This window comes from Arthrobacter sp. Y3223151, from assembly GCF_059091125.1.
This window is the reverse complement of record NZ_JBNHGI010000004.1, coordinates 54406-71064: the sequence shown is the minus strand read 5'-3', so window position 1 is coordinate 71064 and position 16659 is coordinate 54406. Positions and strand designations below refer to the sequence as shown.

13 protein-coding genes are annotated in these 16659 nt (G+C 62.1%); 2 read left to right on the top strand and 11 right to left on the bottom strand.

Annotation, left to right across the window (positions count from 1 at the left end; all coding sequences use genetic code 11):
* Positions 1 to 8 precede the first annotated feature (8 nt).
* The 7 genes from AC5RUP_RS07740 to torT form a co-directional block, all read right to left on the bottom strand.
* Positions 9 to 791, bottom strand: a complete 783-nt coding sequence (locus AC5RUP_RS07740) for a LamB/YcsF family protein (protein WP_494131980.1) — start codon at positions 789 to 791, stop codon at positions 9 to 11.
* Positions 791 to 1759, bottom strand: a complete 969-nt coding sequence (locus AC5RUP_RS07735) for a 5-oxoprolinase/urea amidolyase family protein (RefSeq protein ID WP_494131979.1) — start codon at positions 1757 to 1759, stop codon at positions 791 to 793. Before AC5RUP_RS07735 ends, AC5RUP_RS07740 begins: the two co-directional genes overlap by 1 nt.
* Positions 1760 to 1769: 10 nt before the next feature.
* Positions 1770 to 2786 carry a carboxyltransferase domain-containing protein gene (locus tag AC5RUP_RS07730; protein ID WP_494153121.1) on the bottom strand — a complete coding sequence of 339 codons (1017 nt, stop codon included), beginning with the start codon at positions 2784 to 2786 and terminating at the stop codon, positions 1770 to 1772.
* Positions 2783 to 4189: an acetyl-CoA carboxylase biotin carboxylase subunit gene (locus AC5RUP_RS07725; protein ID WP_494091170.1), complete on the bottom strand. Its 1407-nt coding sequence runs from the start codon at positions 4187 to 4189 to the stop codon at positions 2783 to 2785. The genes AC5RUP_RS07730 and AC5RUP_RS07725 overlap by 4 nt, the downstream gene beginning before the upstream one ends.
* A complete protein-coding gene (locus AC5RUP_RS07720; protein WP_494153330.1) occupies positions 4186 to 5244 on the bottom strand; it encodes an ABC transporter permease in 1059 nt (352 codons plus the stop codon). The genes AC5RUP_RS07725 and AC5RUP_RS07720 overlap by 4 nt, the downstream gene beginning before the upstream one ends.
* Before the next feature lie 7 nt (positions 5245 to 5251).
* A complete protein-coding gene (locus tag AC5RUP_RS07715) occupies positions 5252 to 6766 on the bottom strand; it encodes a sugar ABC transporter ATP-binding protein (protein WP_494091172.1) in 1515 nt (504 codons plus the stop codon).
* A gap of 65 nt (positions 6767 to 6831) precedes the next feature.
* The gene (gene torT / locus AC5RUP_RS07710) at positions 6832 to 7977 is read right to left on the bottom strand and encodes a TMAO reductase system periplasmic protein TorT (RefSeq protein WP_494131976.1); all 1146 of its coding nucleotides are present in this window, start codon (positions 7975 to 7977) and stop codon (positions 6832 to 6834) included.
* A gap of 785 nt (positions 7978 to 8762) precedes the next feature.
* Between torT and AC5RUP_RS07705 the strand changes: the two genes are divergently transcribed.
* Positions 8763 to 9416, top strand: a complete 654-nt coding sequence (locus AC5RUP_RS07705; RefSeq protein WP_494091174.1) for a GntR family transcriptional regulator — start codon at positions 8763 to 8765, stop codon at positions 9414 to 9416.
* 87 nt (positions 9417 to 9503) lie between these two features.
* Here the strand turns inward: AC5RUP_RS07705 and AC5RUP_RS07700 are convergent, their stop codons facing one another.
* From AC5RUP_RS07700 to AC5RUP_RS07690, 3 genes are read right to left on the bottom strand one after another with little or no spacing between them, the layout of a single operon-like run.
* Positions 9504 to 10994 (bottom strand): NAD-dependent succinate-semialdehyde dehydrogenase, encoded by a 1491-nt coding sequence (locus AC5RUP_RS07700; RefSeq protein ID WP_494153329.1) that lies wholly within the window; start codon positions 10992 to 10994, stop codon positions 9504 to 9506.
* A 60-nt stretch (positions 10995 to 11054) separates the two neighbouring features.
* Positions 11055 to 14069 carry an FAD-binding and (Fe-S)-binding domain-containing protein gene (locus AC5RUP_RS07695; protein ID WP_494153328.1) on the bottom strand — a complete coding sequence of 1005 codons (3015 nt, stop codon included), beginning with the start codon at positions 14067 to 14069 and terminating at the stop codon, positions 11055 to 11057.
* Between the two features lie 8 nt (positions 14070 to 14077).
* Entirely contained in the window at positions 14078 to 15349 is a 1272-nt protein-coding gene (locus tag AC5RUP_RS07690; RefSeq protein WP_494091177.1) for an aspartate aminotransferase family protein, read from the bottom strand.
* Positions 15350 to 15506: 157 nt separating this feature from the next.
* On the opposite strand from AC5RUP_RS07690, the gene AC5RUP_RS07685 reads away from it, so the two are divergent.
* Entirely contained in the window at positions 15507 to 16118 is a 612-nt protein-coding gene (locus tag AC5RUP_RS07685; RefSeq protein WP_494148692.1) for a biotin transporter BioY, read from the top strand.
* 92 nt (positions 16119 to 16210) lie between these two features.
* Here the strand turns inward: AC5RUP_RS07685 and AC5RUP_RS07680 are convergent, their stop codons facing one another.
* On the bottom strand, positions 16211 to 16426 hold the full coding sequence (locus AC5RUP_RS07680; RefSeq protein WP_494153332.1) for an NUDIX domain-containing protein: 216 nt from the start codon (positions 16424 to 16426) through the stop codon (positions 16211 to 16213).
* Between the last annotated feature and the right edge of the window lie 233 nt (positions 16427 to 16659).

Below are 16659 nucleotides of genomic sequence, written 5' to 3'. Positions count from 1 at the left end.
AACACGGATCAGCCCGTTTCCGTCGCTGCGTTGTCGGCTTTCGTCAACGCCCGCACAGATATGCCCGCATTCTGCAGGGACTGCCAGACCGTGCGGATCACCTCCACCGAGTTCGGCGCGTCCCCGTGCAGGCAGATGCTCTCCGGGGAGATGTCGAGATCCCGTCCCGACACAGTGGCTACTTTCCCTTCCCGCACAAACCTGATCGCACGTGAAGATACAAGTGCAGGGTCCCAAGCCTGCTTTTCCCGCTCGATAATAAGGTTGCCGGCGTCGTCATAGCCGAGGTCGACAAATCCCTCCTGGACCAACCGAACGCCGTAACGGGCGGCCAGCTCAGTGTGGCGTTTGTCGAAACAGTAAAGGGGGAGCGAGCTGTCTATTTCGGCGACCGCGGCGATGACAGCTTCGGCCAGCTCTTCGTCCTCCAGCGACATCAGATACATGACCCCGTGCGGTTTTACATGGGACAGTTTCGAGCCTTCGGCCTCAACGAAGCCCTTGAGGGCGCCTATCTGATACAGCGTGTAGTCACGGAGCTCTTCCGCCGAGACCGCTATGCGCCGTCGTCCGAAGCCCAAAAGGTCCGGGAGCGAGACGTGCGCCCCGATCTGCAGGCCCTGAGCGACCGCCGCCTGGACTGTACGGCGCATGATTCTCGGGTCCCCGGCATGGAAGCCGCACGCGATGTTGGCGGCGCTGATATAGGGCATGAATTCTTCGTCGGGCGCGAAGCGCCAGCGGCCGTAGCCTTCGCCCATGTCGCAGTTGATTTCGATCGCTGTATCCATTATTCGGTCCCTCCTGCTGCAGACGTGAGCAAGGCATGTTCCTTGTCCAATGCGTAGGCGTCGTCGATGGAAATTGGCTTAAACCGGATTGTGTCTGTCCCTGGTCGCATCTGGCCGGTCTTCCATAGGCTCGCCTTCGGTACGACTCCGAATACGACAAAGCCGCCGGAAGTGGGGCCGTCAGGTCCGAGGATCACGGGAGTGTCCCCATTGAGGTTGATCCCGCCGAGAGGGTAGCCGGTATCGAGGATGTTGGATGGATGGCCGCCGGCAATGCCGCCGTCGGACCGGGCCCACCGCAGCCTCGCCGGGTCCAGTCTGATTCCGGTACGGTTTGAATTCTGGTCCACGGTCCAGGAACGTGAAAAGAAGTACTCGACGTCCGCTTCCGTGACAAATTCAGGGGTAGCAAATGGCCCTGGTACGACTTCCAGTTCCCAGTCGTGCAGATACTCGGGGATCCGTTCCTGCGGCAGTGCCGCCATAGCCGAGGTGTCCGAGCTTCCGATGTCCAGGAGATCGCCCTTGACGAGCGCGCGTCCTTCGACTCCTCCTAGCGATCCCATGGTGTAGGTGGACCGGGAACCGAGGATTTGGGGGACATCGATTCCTCCTCTGATCGCCAGATAAAACCTGAAGCCGGATACCGCCAAACCGATCTTCAGTTCGGCGCCTGCGGGAACTTCGACAGCGGCCCACTGAGGCACCGGGCTGCCGTCGACGGTCACGTCGCCCGCGGCGCCGGTTACTGCCACGGTGGCGGGGGACCGGAACCGGAATTTGGTCTTGCCTAGTGTGATTTCAAGGCCGGCAGCGTCAGGGCTGTTGCCAACGGCGACATTGCCGAGCCGAAACGCGAAATCATCCATCGGACCCGCGGGGAAATAACCGCGTGACAGCATTCCGATTCGTCCAGGCCAGTCCTGGACGGTTGTCTGGATGCCGGGTTGAACAACTTCAACGGACATAAGAGGCTCCTTACGGGACGGCGGTGGCCGCGGCAGCAGTGTCCCGCTTGGCAGTGAAATCTGCGGCTTCGGCCACGAACGAAGCGCACCAGGCGTTATAGCCGGCGACGTCAAAGTCTTCGTCCTGTATGTCGTAGACGTATTCACCCCGGTGGACGGCTTCGAAGGAATCGGTCAGTTCCTGTTCGGAAACGGCATGGAATCTGATGCGGTCACATGGGCGCAACAGCAGGGGTGACTGCGCGAAAGCAGGGTTGCGCTGTTGAATGTCGTACACGGGCAGCGTTCTGCCGAGCAGTTGGTATCCGCCCGGGGATTCCACGGGGTAGATCGAGTAGCACGGCCCGCCCAGACCAATGGCTCCTTCCGCTGTCCAGGTACGTGTCGGGTTGTATTTGGGGGCGAAGAGAACCTTCCTCGGATCCAAGGGAAACGTGAACGGTAGCCCGGGGAAGAACCCAATGAATCCGACCCAAAGCTCCGTCCCCGTGACAACTTCGATCAGCTCGTCAAGATCCCGAAGCCCGTTGTAGGCGATCGTGTAATCGACGTTGTTATCGTTTACGCAATTAGGGGCATCGGAGCGGATGCTGCGCACATAGCGGGCAACAGCTGCCTGGGACGTCGAATCGTGAAACGCTGCAGGAAGATTTACTTTTCGACTGGGAAGGACCAGTTTTTCCGTACCGGCTGCGTTGTCATATGCCTCATCCAGTGCCCGAACCAGGTTCGCAACGTTTGTTTCCGCTGGGTCATAGGAGAGCAGTATGGAACGGAAACCGGGGGACGTTTCAACCAGTCCCGGAGGGCGGGACCGGTTCACCTCGGTGTTGATGTTGTGGACAAAGAAGTTAAGGTTCAGGTCAAAGTGCATGTCACCGAACTCAACGAGGAGATAGCTGTCGCCGGCGAGGCGGTAGGTGAGCGCAGGTTTGCCGTCAGTGGCCTCCCGTCGCTCGTAAAGTGCGGATGGGACTCCTGCCCAACGTTCCGAGATGTACTGTTTGGAGACTTCGTGCGGCTTCATCGTGCATGCTCCTCCTGACCTGTCTCGCCCATTGCTTTCGATTCGGCAGCCCGGCTCTGCACTTCGGCCACGACGCCGGTGCTGTAGCGGCCCGATTTGAAGGCCGGATCGTTGAGAAGCATGCGGAAAAAGGGAAGGTTGGTTTTTAGCCCCGATATTTGGAAGGCATCGACGGCGGACCCGGCACGTGCGAGTGCTTCTTCCCGGTCCCGCCCCCAAACGATGAGTTTCGCCAGGAGCGGATCGTAGGCCGTGGTCACGGTATTGCCGGCTGCATAGCCGCTGTCGACGCGAACACCTTCTCCTGATGGTTCCGTCCACTCACTGATGCGACCGGGAGACGGCAGGAAGCGTTTAGGATCTTCGGCATAGATCCGCATCTCAAGGGCATGTCCTGTCGGTTCGAGGTTGCCGGCGTCGAAGCCAACGTCCTGGCCGGCGGCGACGCGGAGTTGTTCTTCGACAAGGTCGATGGAAAACACAGCTTCGGTGACAGGGTGCTCGACTTGCAGCCGGGTGTTCATTTCCAAGAAAACAAAGGTCTGCCGCACGGGATCGACCAGGCATTCGACGGTGCCGGCATTGCGGTATCCGACAGCAGTCCCGGCTCTTACCGCGGCGTCCAGCATCCGGGACCTGAGTTCCGGTGTGATGCCCGGAGACGGCGACTCCTCTGCGACCTTCTGGTGGCGGCGCTGGACCGAGCAATCCCGCTCTCCGAGCGCTATCACGCGGCCGCCGGCGAGCCCGAGGATCTGGACCTCGACGTGGCGGGCGTGCTGAATGAACTGTTCAATGAGGATCCGCGAGTCCCCGAAAAAGCGCTCAGCACGCGAACGTGCAGTATCAAAAGCTGCCCTCAGGTCTTCGTCATTGTCGGCAACTATCATTCCGATGCCGCCTCCGCCTCCGGATGGTTTGACGATGACGGGGTAGCCGACAGCATTGGCGATTCTTACGGCCTCTGCGGGGTCGCTTACCGGTTCGGCTGACCCAGTCGCCACCGGCACGCCGGCGGACTGCATCAGGTTGCGGGCGTTGATCTTATCCGCCACCATGTCCATCGAGTCGGGCGAAGGCCCCACCCACGTGATGCCGCTTTCAATAACCCGCCGGGCGAAGCCGGAATTCTCGGCGAGAAATCCGTAGCCCGGGTGGATGGCCGCAGCCCGGACAGTTCGGGCTGCGTCCATTAGCTTGTCGACGTTCAGGTAAGATTCGGCAGGATTCGCCGGACCCAGGGCGACAAATTCCGAGGCTTCCTTCACAAAGGGAAGCTCTGTGTCCACATCCGAGCAGACGGCGATGGTCCGGATTCCTAAGGCATTGGCTGTGCGGATGATGCGGCGGGCGATCTCGCCCCGGTTGGTGACCATCAGCGATTCGAAGACCGGCTCCGTCACGACGTGACTCCTTTAGCGATGAGGCGGGCCTTCGCCGAGGCCCGGAAACGGTCAGCCACGACCGCGAGAATAAGCGCCGCACCCAAGGCGATGGCTTGCATGTTGGTATCAAGCCGCATGAAGTTCATACCGTTACCGAGCAGCATGATGAAAATGACGCCCAGGACCGTACCTCCAACGCCGCCTCTGCCGCCCTGGAGCGACGCCCCTCCGATGACGGCCGCGGTGATGGATTGTAGGGCAAAGGCGCCCCCGAAGGTCGGTTGCCCCGAACCGCTGCGGGCGGTCAGGAGATAGGCGGCGAGGGAGGCCAGAACAGCGCAGATTATGTAGGTGGTGATCAGATTTCGCCGCACTTGGATCCCCGCGGTCTTCGCGGCCAGGGCATTGCCGCCTATTGCGTACAGGTGGCGGCCGAATGTTGTCCATTTCAGTACGACGAAGACAAGGATCAGGACCGGAAGGGCGAGGAGTACCAGGTTTGGAACGCCGAAGGTGAACCCGGATCCCAGGCCGACGATGTACTCTCGCGGCAGCCCGGAAACCGTTGCCCCGCCGCTGAAGACCATGGTGATGCCCCCGACGATGGTGGCGGTAGCAAGTGTCACGATGAACGGGTTGACCTTCAGGAAGGCCACTCCGAGACCGTTGGCCATCCCGACGACCAGTCCGACTGCGATGCAGACGACGAAACCCATGATCATGGACTGACCTGCAAATTCAGGTACGCCGCCGAAAACCAGCTTCATCATTGTGGCGGAAACAACCGACGACAGGGCAACGGTTGCTCCCACTGACAAATCAAATCCACCGGTGACCAGTACCAACATCTGTCCCAGAGAAATCAGCAGCAGTGCCACGGATTGCTGGGATACAGAGAGTAGATTATCGGGCTGCAGAAAACGGTCGTTTGCCAGGGCAAAGACGACCACCATTACGAGCAGCAAGGGCGGCAGCGGGCCGACGGTGCTGAAGAACCTGAGCCAGTACTGGCGGTTTTCTTTCTTTGGCGCGCCCGCGGGGGCCGCAGAGCTCTTGACTTCGGTTGTTGACATGACAGTCCTATGCTGCCGCGCCTGCTGCATGCCCGAAGGCACCAGCAACAACGGCTTCGTTCGTGATCTGGTTCCCAACGAGCTCGACCTGCACCCGCCCGCCGTTCATGACATAGACCCGGTCGGCGAGTCCTACGACCTCCTCCAGATCAGAAGAGACCATCAGGACGCCGGCGCCATCGCGGCACAGTTTGCGCAGGTTGGCGTAGATCTCCTGGCGGGCACCCACATCCACCCCGGACGTAGGTTCGGCGACTACGAAAACGCTGCGGTCGCGGGTCAGGGCACGGGCCAGAACGACCTTTTGTTGATTGCCGCCGGACAGGGCCCGAACCTCTGCTGTGACGGACCGGGGCCGGATGTCGAGCCTCTTGGCCAAAGCCTGGGCTAGGGCGCGGATTTTCGATCCATAAATCAAGCCAAGAGTGTTGTATTTCTTCGCCCGGTTAACTTCAAGTGCGATGTTCTCCTGGACGCTGAGATCGAGCGCGAGAGCTTCCCGCCTGCGGTCCTCGGGCATGAAACCGATCCCCGACTGGATCATGTCTCGTGGATTCGGTCGCGTATATTTTTTTCCTCCTACCAATACGTGCCCGCTTGAAAGGGGCAGGAGGCCGAGGATGGCCTTGGCGAGTTCGCTTTTCCCGGAGCCGACGAGGCCGGCCACTGCGACAATTTCACCCTGGCAGACCCGCAGGGACGCCTGGGTGACCTTGCCGTCGGCGGTAGACAGGTCTTCGACCTCGAGCAGCGGTGGGCCGTTGGTTTCCGCCTTGTCCGGGTAAACAGCTGCCAGTTCACGGCCGACCATGTCATTTATCAGCCTCTCCTCGGAAAGCTCGTCGAGAGTATTAGTCGAAATGAACCGGCCGTCCCGCATGACCGTCACCCGGTCGCCGAGGCGCCGGACTTCCTCCATCCGGTGGGTGATATAGAGAAGCGCCCAGCCCTCGTCCCGGAGCCGGTCAATGATCTTGAACAGCCTGTCGGCTTCCCGCTCGCTAATCGCAGCAGTGGGCTCGTCGAGAAGGAGGATACCCGGAGTGCCCAGGAGTCCTTTCGTGATCTCAACTAGCTGCTGCTCGGCCCTGGGCAGCGAACCACACTCTGCCTCCGGATCTATCTCGCCCCCGAGCTGTCCGATTTTGTCCCGGGCGATGGCCTTCATTTTCCCGTTGTCGACGAGGCCAAATTTTTTCAGCTCGCGGCCAAGGAACAGATTCTCGGTCACCGACAGGGTTGGGGCCAGGCTGAAATCCTGCAGGACTACGTTGATGCCGAGCTTGCGGGCATGGGCCGGCGAATGGTGGAGAACTTCGGAACCCCGAACCGTGATCGTCCCACTGTCGGGCTGGTAGTTGCCGAGGAGAATGCTGACCAGAGTCGATTTCCCCGCACCGTTCTCGCCCAGCAGGATGTGGACTTCGCCGGGGTAGAGGTCGAGGGACATGCCGCCAAGCGCCTTTACGGCTCCGAACGTTTTAACGATGTCCCTGAGCGAAACGACCGGTTCCTGCTCCAAACCTGCCTCACTTCCTTCCCATGCCGATTCCGCCGAGGGCACTGCAGCTTAGCTTCGTCGCCGCATCAGCCCTCCGGCGTCCAGCTCGTCACCGTCTTGAAATCCCGCGGGGCGAACATCTCGGTATAAGGTACGTCGGCGGCATTCTCCTCGGTGACCATCATGGGCACCGGTCCGGAGGTGGGCGCCTGCAGCTCTTCGCCTTCAAGCATGCGGACTGCTTGATCAACTGCCATGCGCCCCTGAATCGTTGTGAAATCCGTCGGGGAACCTACGGCGTCGCCAGCAACAATCGCGTCGTAAACAGGCGGGATGATGTCGAATGCATAGACATCGATCTCTCCGGTCTTGTTGGCGTTGCGGACTGCAATCACCCCCGCTTCAGCCGCAATGTCCACTCCCACAATGTGCGTGATATCCGGGTGGATTTTCAGCGTGTCCTCGATCAAGTTCTGCTGGATTTCCAAGCCGGGATCAGCGCGGCGCATCTCCGCGATCTCCACATTGGTTCCTTCGATCGTGTCCCTGAAACCCTTGACCGCGGCGTCCGACCATCCGGCGCCCTCGGGGCCGGGGAAGAAGCCAACCTTTGCGGGCGCCCCGGCGGTGTCCTCGATGATGTATTCGGCTGTCGTCACCGCAAGATCATGGAAGCTCACAAGTGCATGTGAAAAGAGCGGATTATCCTCGGACTCCGGGCAATCGGTTCCATTGATGAAATCCACGACTGGAATCTTCTTCTCCAGGGCGGCGGCAACCTGAGGGCAGACACCAGTGGCGTTGATGGCGCCGAGAATAATGGCGTCATAACCGCCATTAATACAGTCCTGCATTTGGCTCAACTGCCGGTCGAGGTTGGTGTAACCTCCGGCTTCGAACATGCTGTACTCGAGGTTGTCCCGCTGCGCTTCGATCAGCGTTCCGTAGTTCGTTGCAGCCCAGTATGAGTCCTTCATATGCGGGAACAGGACGCAAAGCTTCCATTGCTCTGAAACTTGGTCTTGTGCGATTGGAGTGTACTCCGATTCCGTAGTCTGGCCGTCGAGGGTCGTGTGTATGGCCGGCGCAGTCCAATCCTCTGACGATCCGGCGTCAGTGGCCTCGCCGGTCTGACCGTTTCCTGAACCACCCATTGCCCCACACCCGGTCACCGACAACGTCGCTGCCAGCGCAAGCGCTCCGAAGGTATTTGCTTTCTTGTTCAGCTTCATGTGTCTCTCCCAGCTCGGCGTTGCTGAAGCCGCACCGCAGATGCCCGTCCCAAGTTCACGAAGCTCTACGAGCTTGTGAGGCTAGGGCTGGTCGATTGCCTTTTGTACACAATCTGCAGCGGTGTTGCCAGCATAGCTCGTGAGGTGGATCACATCAACACTTTTTGCGCGCTTTCCGTGCACTGCTTTTCAGGAACAGTAGGACGGCGGCATGGTCCGGATCAGAGCCCATTCGTCACGCCTGATGGGGGCGGGCGCTCTGGGAGATAGCCCCGCGGCTGCACGGCAAGCAGGTGCTTTGTGCACCCTTGCCGGTGAGCCGTTGATGGGTTGCCGGGACCTGCCGACGCAGCATCGTGGCCACGGAGGCGGTGCATGGTTCCCGGGAAGAGTGTCCGTATTGGACCTTCCCGTTTTGGCAGAGCCACCTGCTGGCGTATCGATGACACCCGAAACTCACAGTCAGCGAAAGTAGCTGTAGACGGGGCACACTCTGAGGCGTCAGCTGCGGCACGGGCGGGACGTCCTGGCTCGCCGTAGCCGGTCCTCTTGATGCCCGGGCCATTCAGCCGGTGGGCAGCGAACTTCCTTCCGGACGTTCTTCCGGGATTGCTTAAATCGAGGCGCATCGTGCCAGGAGTAGAAACCTCGGCACAGCTTTTGGGCAGCCGCCTGTGGAGTAAACTATAGAATTGTCAACAAAGACATAAGACAGGCAGCGAACGTTACTGAGTTCAACCAGAAATCGTTGGCCAAGCTCACATTGCAGCAAGGATGGAAACAGGATGAAAAGGGGAGTGCTGGACCCGATAGTGCAGGAATCTACGCCTGCCATTATTGCCCGCCGGATCCGTGATGCAATCGCCCGAGGTGATTTCGCTCCCGGCATCCAACTCGGTGAAGCCGAGCTTGCCAAGGAACTGGGAGTCAGCCGCGGGCCCCTGCGGGAGGCCATGCAGCGCCTCACCCAGGAAGGGCTGCTCATCAGTTATCGGAACAGGGGCCTCTTCGTTGTCAACATGGACGAGGACGACTTCCGGGATGTGTACCTGGCCCGAACCGCGGTTGAAGCAGCCGCAATCCGGCGCGTGGCCAGCACCAACTCGGAGGGCAACGCGGCCCAGCTAATGAAAGCCGTACATGCCATGGAGGAAGCGGCGGAAAGCCCCAACGGCGAAGCCATGACTGAAGCGGACATGAGCTTCCATGCCCTCTTGGTTGAGCTCGCCGGCAGCCCACGGCTGAAGAAGATGCATGACACGCTCCTGACTGAGACGCGAATGTGCCTCAATGCCCTGAAAAGCACGTACGCCACTGCTGACAAACGCATTGCCGAGCATAAAGGCATCGCGGAAGCCATCTCCAAGGGAGATTCAGACCTCGCTGAAAAGCTTATGGCCGAGCACATGGAGGACGCACTGACACGGCTGATCCCGTAGTTATCGCTGATCCCGTAGTTATCTTCGGACTTCCTGACGGTCCCTGTCAGGGCCGCCAATCCCCGACCGTGTCGTCTGCGACGATCGCTAGACCCGCGGAATGGCCATGTACTTGATCTCCAAGAATTCATCCAAGCCCACGCGTCCGCCTTCGCGGCCCAGACCGGAGGCCTTGATGCCACCGAACGGCGCCGCCGGGTTGGAAACGATCCCTGTGTTGAGGCCGACCATGCCCGACTCCAGATCCTCACCGACGCGGAACGCACGGTCCAGGTCCTGGGTGAACACAAAGCTCGCAAGGCCCCAAGGGGTATCGTTCGCCAACCGCACCACTTCGTCTTCGGTGTCGAAGGGGATGACGGGCGCCACCGGGCCGAAAATTTCTTCGCTCATCAGTGCGGCGTCCTGGCTGACGTCGGAAAGCACCGTTGGGGAGTAGAAGTAGCCGCTGCCCGCCGGGCGGGAGCCGCCGCAAACCACACTGGCGCCCTTGGAAACGGCGTCATCTACGAGCTCCTGCACCTTGTTCAGCGCCTTTTCCTCCACGAGGGGGCCGACGTCCGTGCCGCTCACTGCGCCGTCGCCGACCTTGAGGGCGCTCAGCCGCTGCGCGAGGCGGACGGAGAACTCAGCGGCGACGGTGCGCTGGACGAAAATCCGGTTGGCGGCCGTGCAGGCTTCGCCCATGTTCCGCATCTTCGCGGCGAAAGCGCCCTCAACGGCGCGGTCCAAGTCCGCGTCCTCAAAGACGATGAGAGGGGCGTTCCCGCCCAGTTCCATAGAAGAACGCATGACGTTTTTGGCCGCCTGCTCCAGCAAGCGGATGCCCACGCCCGTAGAACCTGTGAAGCTAACCTTGCGGGCAATGCCGCTTTCCATCCATGGCGTGACCACGTCGGCGGCTTTGGTGGTCGTGACCACGTTCAGAACACCCTTGGGCAGGCCGGCCTCTTCCAGGACGTCCGCCAGTGCCAGCGAAGACAGGGGAGTGAGGTTGGCAGGTTTAAAGACCATGGTGCAGCCGGCCGCTATGGCAGGGCCAATCTTCCGGGTGCCCATGGCCAGCGGAAAGTTCCAGGGCGTCACCAGGACGCAGGGCCCAACGGGTTCCTTCGAGACGAGGATGCGGTTCTTGCCGTCGCCGCTGGTGGTCAGATCTCCGTTAATGCGGACGGCTTCCTCCGAAAACCAGCGGAAGAACTCGGCGGCGTACGCCACCTCGCCTTTGGACTCGGCAAAGGGCTTGCCCATCTCCGTCGTCATGATCAAAGCCAGTTCGTCTTGGCGGGCCATGATCAGGTCGAAGGCGCGACGCAGGATTTCGCCGCGCTCGCGGGGCGGGGTTTTGGCCCACTGTTTTTGGGCTCTGCCGGCGGTTTCGATCGCACGGCGTGCGTCTTCGGGTCCCCCGTCGGCCACGCTGGCGATGACTTCCTCGGTGGCGGGATTGATGACATCGAACCGGGCACCGGAAAATGCTTCGGTCCACTCTCCGTCAATGTAGAGGTTCGTGCTGACCTTTGCGACGGCGTCGAGCGCCTTTTGCGAAGTTCGGGAGGCGGCTGACTGCGTGCTCATGGGTGATCCTTTCTGGGTTGGGAGGGGAAGGCCGGCGTTACGGTGGCAATCCAAAGCCGCTCATGCGCCGGGGTCCAGTAGCTGGGCCAGGTGACGACCCCGCCGAAAGTCATCAATCTGCTTCACCTGCATGGCACAGGAGAATCCGTCCGTAAGGATCACCGAAGAGGTATCGGTCTGACGCAGGGCCGGGGCCAGCGCGTGCTCAGCCACCAGCATGCTGACGTCATAGTGTTCCTTCTCGAAGCCGAAGTTTCCGGCCACGCCGCAGCAGCCGGTGGCATCCACCACACTGTTGACGCCCGCAGCTCTGAGTGCCGCACGCTGGACACCGGCTCCGAAGACGGAGTATTCGTGGCAGTGCGTCTGAAGCACCACTTGTTCCGGAAGGGGGCGGGCCGGCGCTGGTTTCCATCCGGCGCTGGAGAGCTCGTCGATGTGCGTCGCGAAGCTTCGTACCCGGGCCGCAACCCGGCGGGCCTGTTCTGTGTGGACCAGCTCGGGCAAGTCCTTGCGCAGCGCCGCCGCGCAGCTGGGTTCCACCACCACGATGGCCCGATTGGTACCGTCATCCAATGCCGCCGCTGCCTTGGCCAGCACCTTTTTTGCGGTGCCCAGCTGGCCGGTAGAGATCCAGGTCAGGCCGCAGCAAGCCTCGGCCGAGTATTCCACGGAGCCTGAGCCGGCCAGGACGCGAGCAGCGGAACCCGCCACCTCCGGTCGGAAGCCACGGGTAAAAGTGTCCACAAAAAGCACCACACCACCGGCATCCTGAGCACTGCCGTCGTTGCAGTTGGTCATGGGACCGATGCCGGCAGCCGCTACTTCTCGACGCCACTCGCCGGCTCCGGCGAAACGTGGCATTGCCCGCCGGGTGGTAAGCCCGCCAAGGGCGGAGGCGCCCTTGGCCAACGGGGTGGACATCAAGGCATTGACCAGAGGCGCGGACCGGCCCGCGATTTTGAGCCAGCGGGGTAGCCAGCCCAGGGAGAAGTGGGACACGGGGCGGAGTCTGCCCTTGTAGTAGTGCGAGAAGAATTCGGACTTGTAGGTGGCCATGTCGACGCCCGTGGGGCAGTCGCTGGAGCACGCCTTGCAGGACAAACATAGGTCAAGCACCTCGCGGACCTCTTCGGACTTCCAGCCATCCTCGACGGTTCGGGCTCCGCGGACCATGTCCTGGAGCACTCGGGACCGGCCCCGGGTGGAGTCCTTTTCGTCCCTCGTGGCGCGGTAGCTGGGGCACATCACGCCGCCCGCGTCCGTACGGCAGCGTCCCACGCCAATGCAGCTTTGCAGCGCGTGAACCCACGGCTCCGTGCCGCTGCCGGTGGAGGTCTCGGGCGTATCGGTTTCCGCGCTCGCTCCGCCACCGGCTCGGATTGGACGCAGGTCGTAGCTGGTGCGCCACTGCCGCTCCGGAATGCCTTGGAGCGCCAGGTTAGCGTCAATGGGGTCAGGCTCGGTGAGGGATCCGGGATTGAGAATTTTTGCCGGGTCCCAGGTGCGCCGGTACGTGGCGAACGCCGCCAGCAGGCGCGGGGAATACATCAAAGGCAGCAGTTCCGAGCGTGCCCTGCCGTCGCCGTGTTCGCCGGAGAGCGAACCGCCATGGCGGACCACCAGTTGGGCAGCTTCTTGTGTGAAGTTGCGGAAGACGCCGCGGCCGGCTTGGGTGCGCAGGTCATAGGTGATCCGGATGTGCATGCAGCCGGCACCGAAATGTCCGTACATCACGCCCGTCAGGTCGTAGCGGCCCAGAAGGTCGCGGAAGTCAGAAAGGTAATCCGCAAGGTTCTCCGGGGCAACTGCGGAATCCTCCCATCCGGGCCAGGATTCTCCGCCGGTGGAGAGGCGCGCTGAAAGCCCGGCGCCGTCCTCGCGGACACGCCAAAGGGCGGCTCGCTCCTGCAGGTCCGGTACAGTGTGCCCATCCACCAAGCGGCCGTTTTCCTTGAGCCTGACGAGCAGTCGATCAGCTTCTGCCCGGACTTGGTGCGGATTCCCGCCGTCGAGGTCCACGTACAGCCAGGCTTTGCCTTCGGGCAGACCCGTTACCGAGCCGTTGCCGCGGCGGAAGCGCATAGTGTTTACGATCGCCTCATCGATACCTTCGACGGCAGCCGGGGAGAACTCCAAGATGGTCATGATGTCCCGTGCCGCGTCGACTATGTCCGCATAACCAAGGCACACCAACAGGGCGCTGGCAGGCTTAGGCACGAGCTTCATCCGGGCGCCGACAATGATGGCGCAGGTCCCCTCGGAACCCGCGAGGGCGCGGGCGATGTTAAACCCGTTTTCCGGAAGAAGGTGGGCCAGATGGTAACCGGAGACTTGACGCTGGATTCGTTCGAGTTCCAGGCGGAACTCGGACAAGTGACGGTGGGCCAAGTTTTTGAAGGAGGCGGTCAGTGCATCCGCACGGGCCGCCGAGTCATGGTCGGCAGGATCTGTGGCACGCAGCCCGGTAGCCGTGGCCGTAAGGCGGGCGCCGTCGGAAGTGACGACGTCGATCTCCACTACGTGGTCGGAGATCCGGCCGTACCGAACGGAGTGGTTGCCGCATGCATCATTGCCAAGCGAGCCGCCCACGGTGGCACGGTTCTTGGAGGACGGGTCCGGCGCGAAGGTGAAGCGGTTACCGGTGGCCTTCTCCACCTCGCGGGAGAGGATGGCGAGCACCACGCCGGGGTCGACGCTCACGGTGCCCGTCACCTCGTCAATCTCGTGGACCACGTTCATGTGCCGGGAGAAGTCAAGTATCACGCCTGGACCCATGGCGTTGCCCGCCATGGACGTCCCGCCGCCGCGCCCAATCAGCGGGGTTGCCGTTTCCCTGCATGCAGCAACCACCGCGAGCACGTCCTCAACCGTCCGGGGGAACACCACGGCAACCGGGGCTACCCGGTAATTGGAAGCGTCATAGGAGTATTCCGCGAGGCGGCGTGGCGAGCTGTCGGAAGCCACGCCCGCCGATGCAAGGCGTGCAAGGACGGCGGGGAGGCCGGCATCCGGTGCGCCTGTTCGACGGGGGCCGGTTGCTGGACCTGCGGGGGAGCGAACGGCATCCGTCATTGGTGGGCTCAGCCTTTCGCGGAAACGGCCGCAGTGACGGTGGCTACGGCGTTTTCGAAGCGTTCGAGGCCGGTGGTGATTTCTTCGGCGGAGACGATGAGGGCGGGGATGAGGCGAACGACGTTACCTGCGGGGCCGCAGGTGAGAGTGAGCAGGCCGTGATTGGTGGTGGCTTGCTGGACCGCTGCTGCGGTGGCGGCGTCGGGGGCGCCGTCTTCGGCGGTGAATTCAATGCCTTGCATCAGGCCCTTGCCGCGGACATCGCCTATGACGGGGAAGCGGTCCTGGATTTCTTTGAGTCCGGTCTGGAGCTGCTCGCCGCGGATCCGCGCGTTCTCCACCAGCCCTTCGTCACGGATGACGTCGAGGGTGGCGACGCCAGCGGCGGCCGAGACCGCATTCCCGCCGTAGGTTCCGCCCTGGGACCCGGGCCAGCCCTTGGACATCAGTTCGGTGGAGGCGGCGATTGCGGAAATCGGAAAACCTGACGCGATGCCCTTGGCGGTGATGAGGATGTCGGGGGTGGCGGTGGAATACTGGTGTCCCCAGAACTTGCCCATCCGGCCCACGCCTGTCTGGACTTCGTCGAAGATCAACTGGATTCCGTGCCGGTCGGCCCGTTCGCGCAGTCCATCTTGGAACGCCGCCGGGGTGGGCAGGTACCCACCCTCGCCGAGCGCCGGTTCGATCAGGAATGCTGCAGTATCGTCTGGAGCGGTGCGGGTCTGGAGCAGGTAGTCCAGTTCCTTCAGGGCGAATTCCACTGCTGCCACGTCATCCCAGCGGTACCGATAGGCATAGGGGAAGGCGGACATGTGCACTCCGGACATCAGCGGGGAAAACCCTGCGGAGAACTTCGTTCCGGCAGTGGTCAGCGACGCCGCCGCAACCGTCCGACCATGGAAACCACCCTGAAACACTACGATGTTTGGCCGGCCCGTGGCCATTCTGGCCAAACGAATCGCAGCCTCCACGGCCTCGGACCCGGAATTGGCGTAGAACACCGAGTCCAAACCTTCGGGCAGTACGTCACCAAGCTTCTCCGTCAACGCCAGCAACGGCTTGTGCATCACCGTGGTGTACTGCGCGTGAATGATCTTGCCCACCTGATCGCGGGCAGCCTCCACTACCCGCGGGTGGCAATGACCCGTGCTCGTCACCCCGATGCCGGTAGTGAAATCAAGGTACGACTTTCCATCAGTCGCGTGGATCCAACTGCCTAGGGCGTGATCAACTACCAGTGGGGTAGCCTGCTTCAAAAGAGGGCTAAGGGAGGCCATGCGTCCCATGATGCGGGTCACATTATTTTATTGTCAACAATCGCCGATCAGGCTAGTGTCAGACGTGGGATACCGCCAGTTCGAGCGGATGCACCGCTGCGGTCCTCGGGGAAGTGCCCGCGGGTCTTGAGATTTCCGCAAAACACAAGGAGCAACCATGAGCACAGCCACAGCAGTCGTGCGCCAAGGCGTCCTGGCCGACGCCTTGGTACCCAGCACCGCCCTGGCCAACACCGCGCTGGTGGTCGGCGGTGCCGGCCTGACCGCTGTGATGGCTCAACTGGCTGTGCCGCTGTGGCCGGTCCCGATCACCGGGCAGACCCTGGCCGTGCTGCTGGTTGGCAGCACCTTGGGCCCGGTCCGCGGGATGCTGTCGATGGCCCTGTACTGGATGGCCGGTGTCGCCGGCATGCCGGTGTTCTCCGATGCCTCGTCCGGCCTGTCGGTTGCCGTCGGCCCTACTGGCGGTTACCTGGTGGGTTTCGTTGCGGCCGCGGGCCTGACCGGATGGCTGGCCAAGCGCAACTGGGACAAGAAGTTCCTGGGCGCCACGGTCTCCTTCCTCGCCGGCACTGTGATCACCTTTGTCTTCGGCATGGCCTGGCTGTCCATCTCGCTGGGCGCCGATCTGCAGCAGACGCTCGAGTGGGGCCTGTACCCGTTCATCATCGGCGGCATCGTGAAGGCCCTGCTCGCTGCTGCAGCCATGCCCGCCGCGTGGAAGCTGGCAGCCAGGCTGCCCGAGAACTTCGGTGGCTCCCGCGTCTAGCGGACTTGACCCGCGCGTTCGGGCTGCCCCTGCTCGACGACGTGATGCGATGACCCGCCAACATTATTGACTGCCAAGCCTCCGCCACTTCATCAAGGCGCGAGACAACCACGCCGGCGGGTCCGTAGCGGATTCCCAGCAGGCAGAGTGATGTCTACGCCCAACTCTTCTCGAAGCTCACGCACAAGCGCTTGACGACTATTTTCGCCTGGCTCGAGATGGCCTCCCGGAAAGTCCCAGACATTGGCGTACCGTCCCTTCGACGGTGATCGATGCACAAGAAAGACTCGGCCTGCACGTATCAGCATGCCGCATGACACGTAGCGCACCAATGATTCACTCACGAGACGAGTTTACGAGCGACCCCACCCGGCGGGTGACACGTCGATACCCGAAAGGCGAACGTTCACCGGGCATTGACGGACGTTGCGGCGGTTTGTCTCAGTGGCAGGGCCATGAGGACTTCGCATCCCGGTCATGGTGCGGTCAACCGCCCGGCCGTGCAAAGGGGACGAGCGTTCCATCCTTCAACGCCGGAGTT

What these genes read in the sequence shown, in the direction of transcription:
- AC5RUP_RS07740 (WP_494131980.1), bottom strand. Translation starts at nt 791, where the DNA reads ATGGATACAGCGATCGAAATCAACTGCGACATGGGCGAAGGCTACGGC.
- AC5RUP_RS07690 (WP_494091177.1), bottom strand. Translation starts at nt 15,349, where the DNA reads ATGGCCTCCCTTAGCCCTCTTTTGAAGCAGGCTACCCCACTGGTAGTT.
- AC5RUP_RS07685 (WP_494148692.1), top strand. Translation starts at nt 15,507, where the DNA reads ATGAGCACAGCCACAGCAGTCGTGCGCCAAGGCGTCCTGGCCGACGCC.
- AC5RUP_RS07695 (WP_494153328.1), bottom strand. Translation starts at nt 14,069, where the DNA reads ATGACGGATGCCGTTCGCTCCCCCGCAGGTCCAGCAACCGGCCCCCGT.
- AC5RUP_RS07730 (WP_494153121.1), bottom strand. Translation starts at nt 2,786, where the DNA reads ATGAAGCCGCACGAAGTCTCCAAACAGTACATCTCGGAACGTTGGGCA.
- torT (WP_494131976.1), bottom strand. Translation starts at nt 7,977, where the DNA reads ATGAAGCTGAACAAGAAAGCAAATACCTTCGGAGCGCTTGCGCTGGCA.
- AC5RUP_RS07680 (WP_494153332.1), bottom strand. Translation starts at nt 16,426, where the DNA reads ATGCTGATACGTGCAGGCCGAGTCTTTCTTGTGCATCGATCACCGTCG.
- AC5RUP_RS07735 (WP_494131979.1), bottom strand. Translation starts at nt 1,759, where the DNA reads ATGTCCGTTGAAGTTGTTCAACCCGGCATCCAGACAACCGTCCAGGAC.
- AC5RUP_RS07705 (WP_494091174.1), top strand. Translation starts at nt 8,763, where the DNA reads ATGAAAAGGGGAGTGCTGGACCCGATAGTGCAGGAATCTACGCCTGCC.
- AC5RUP_RS07700 (WP_494153329.1), bottom strand. Translation starts at nt 10,994, where the DNA reads ATGAGCACGCAGTCAGCCGCCTCCCGAACTTCGCAAAAGGCGCTCGAC.
- AC5RUP_RS07720 (WP_494153330.1), bottom strand. Translation starts at nt 5,244, where the DNA reads ATGTCAACAACCGAAGTCAAGAGCTCTGCGGCCCCCGCGGGCGCGCCA.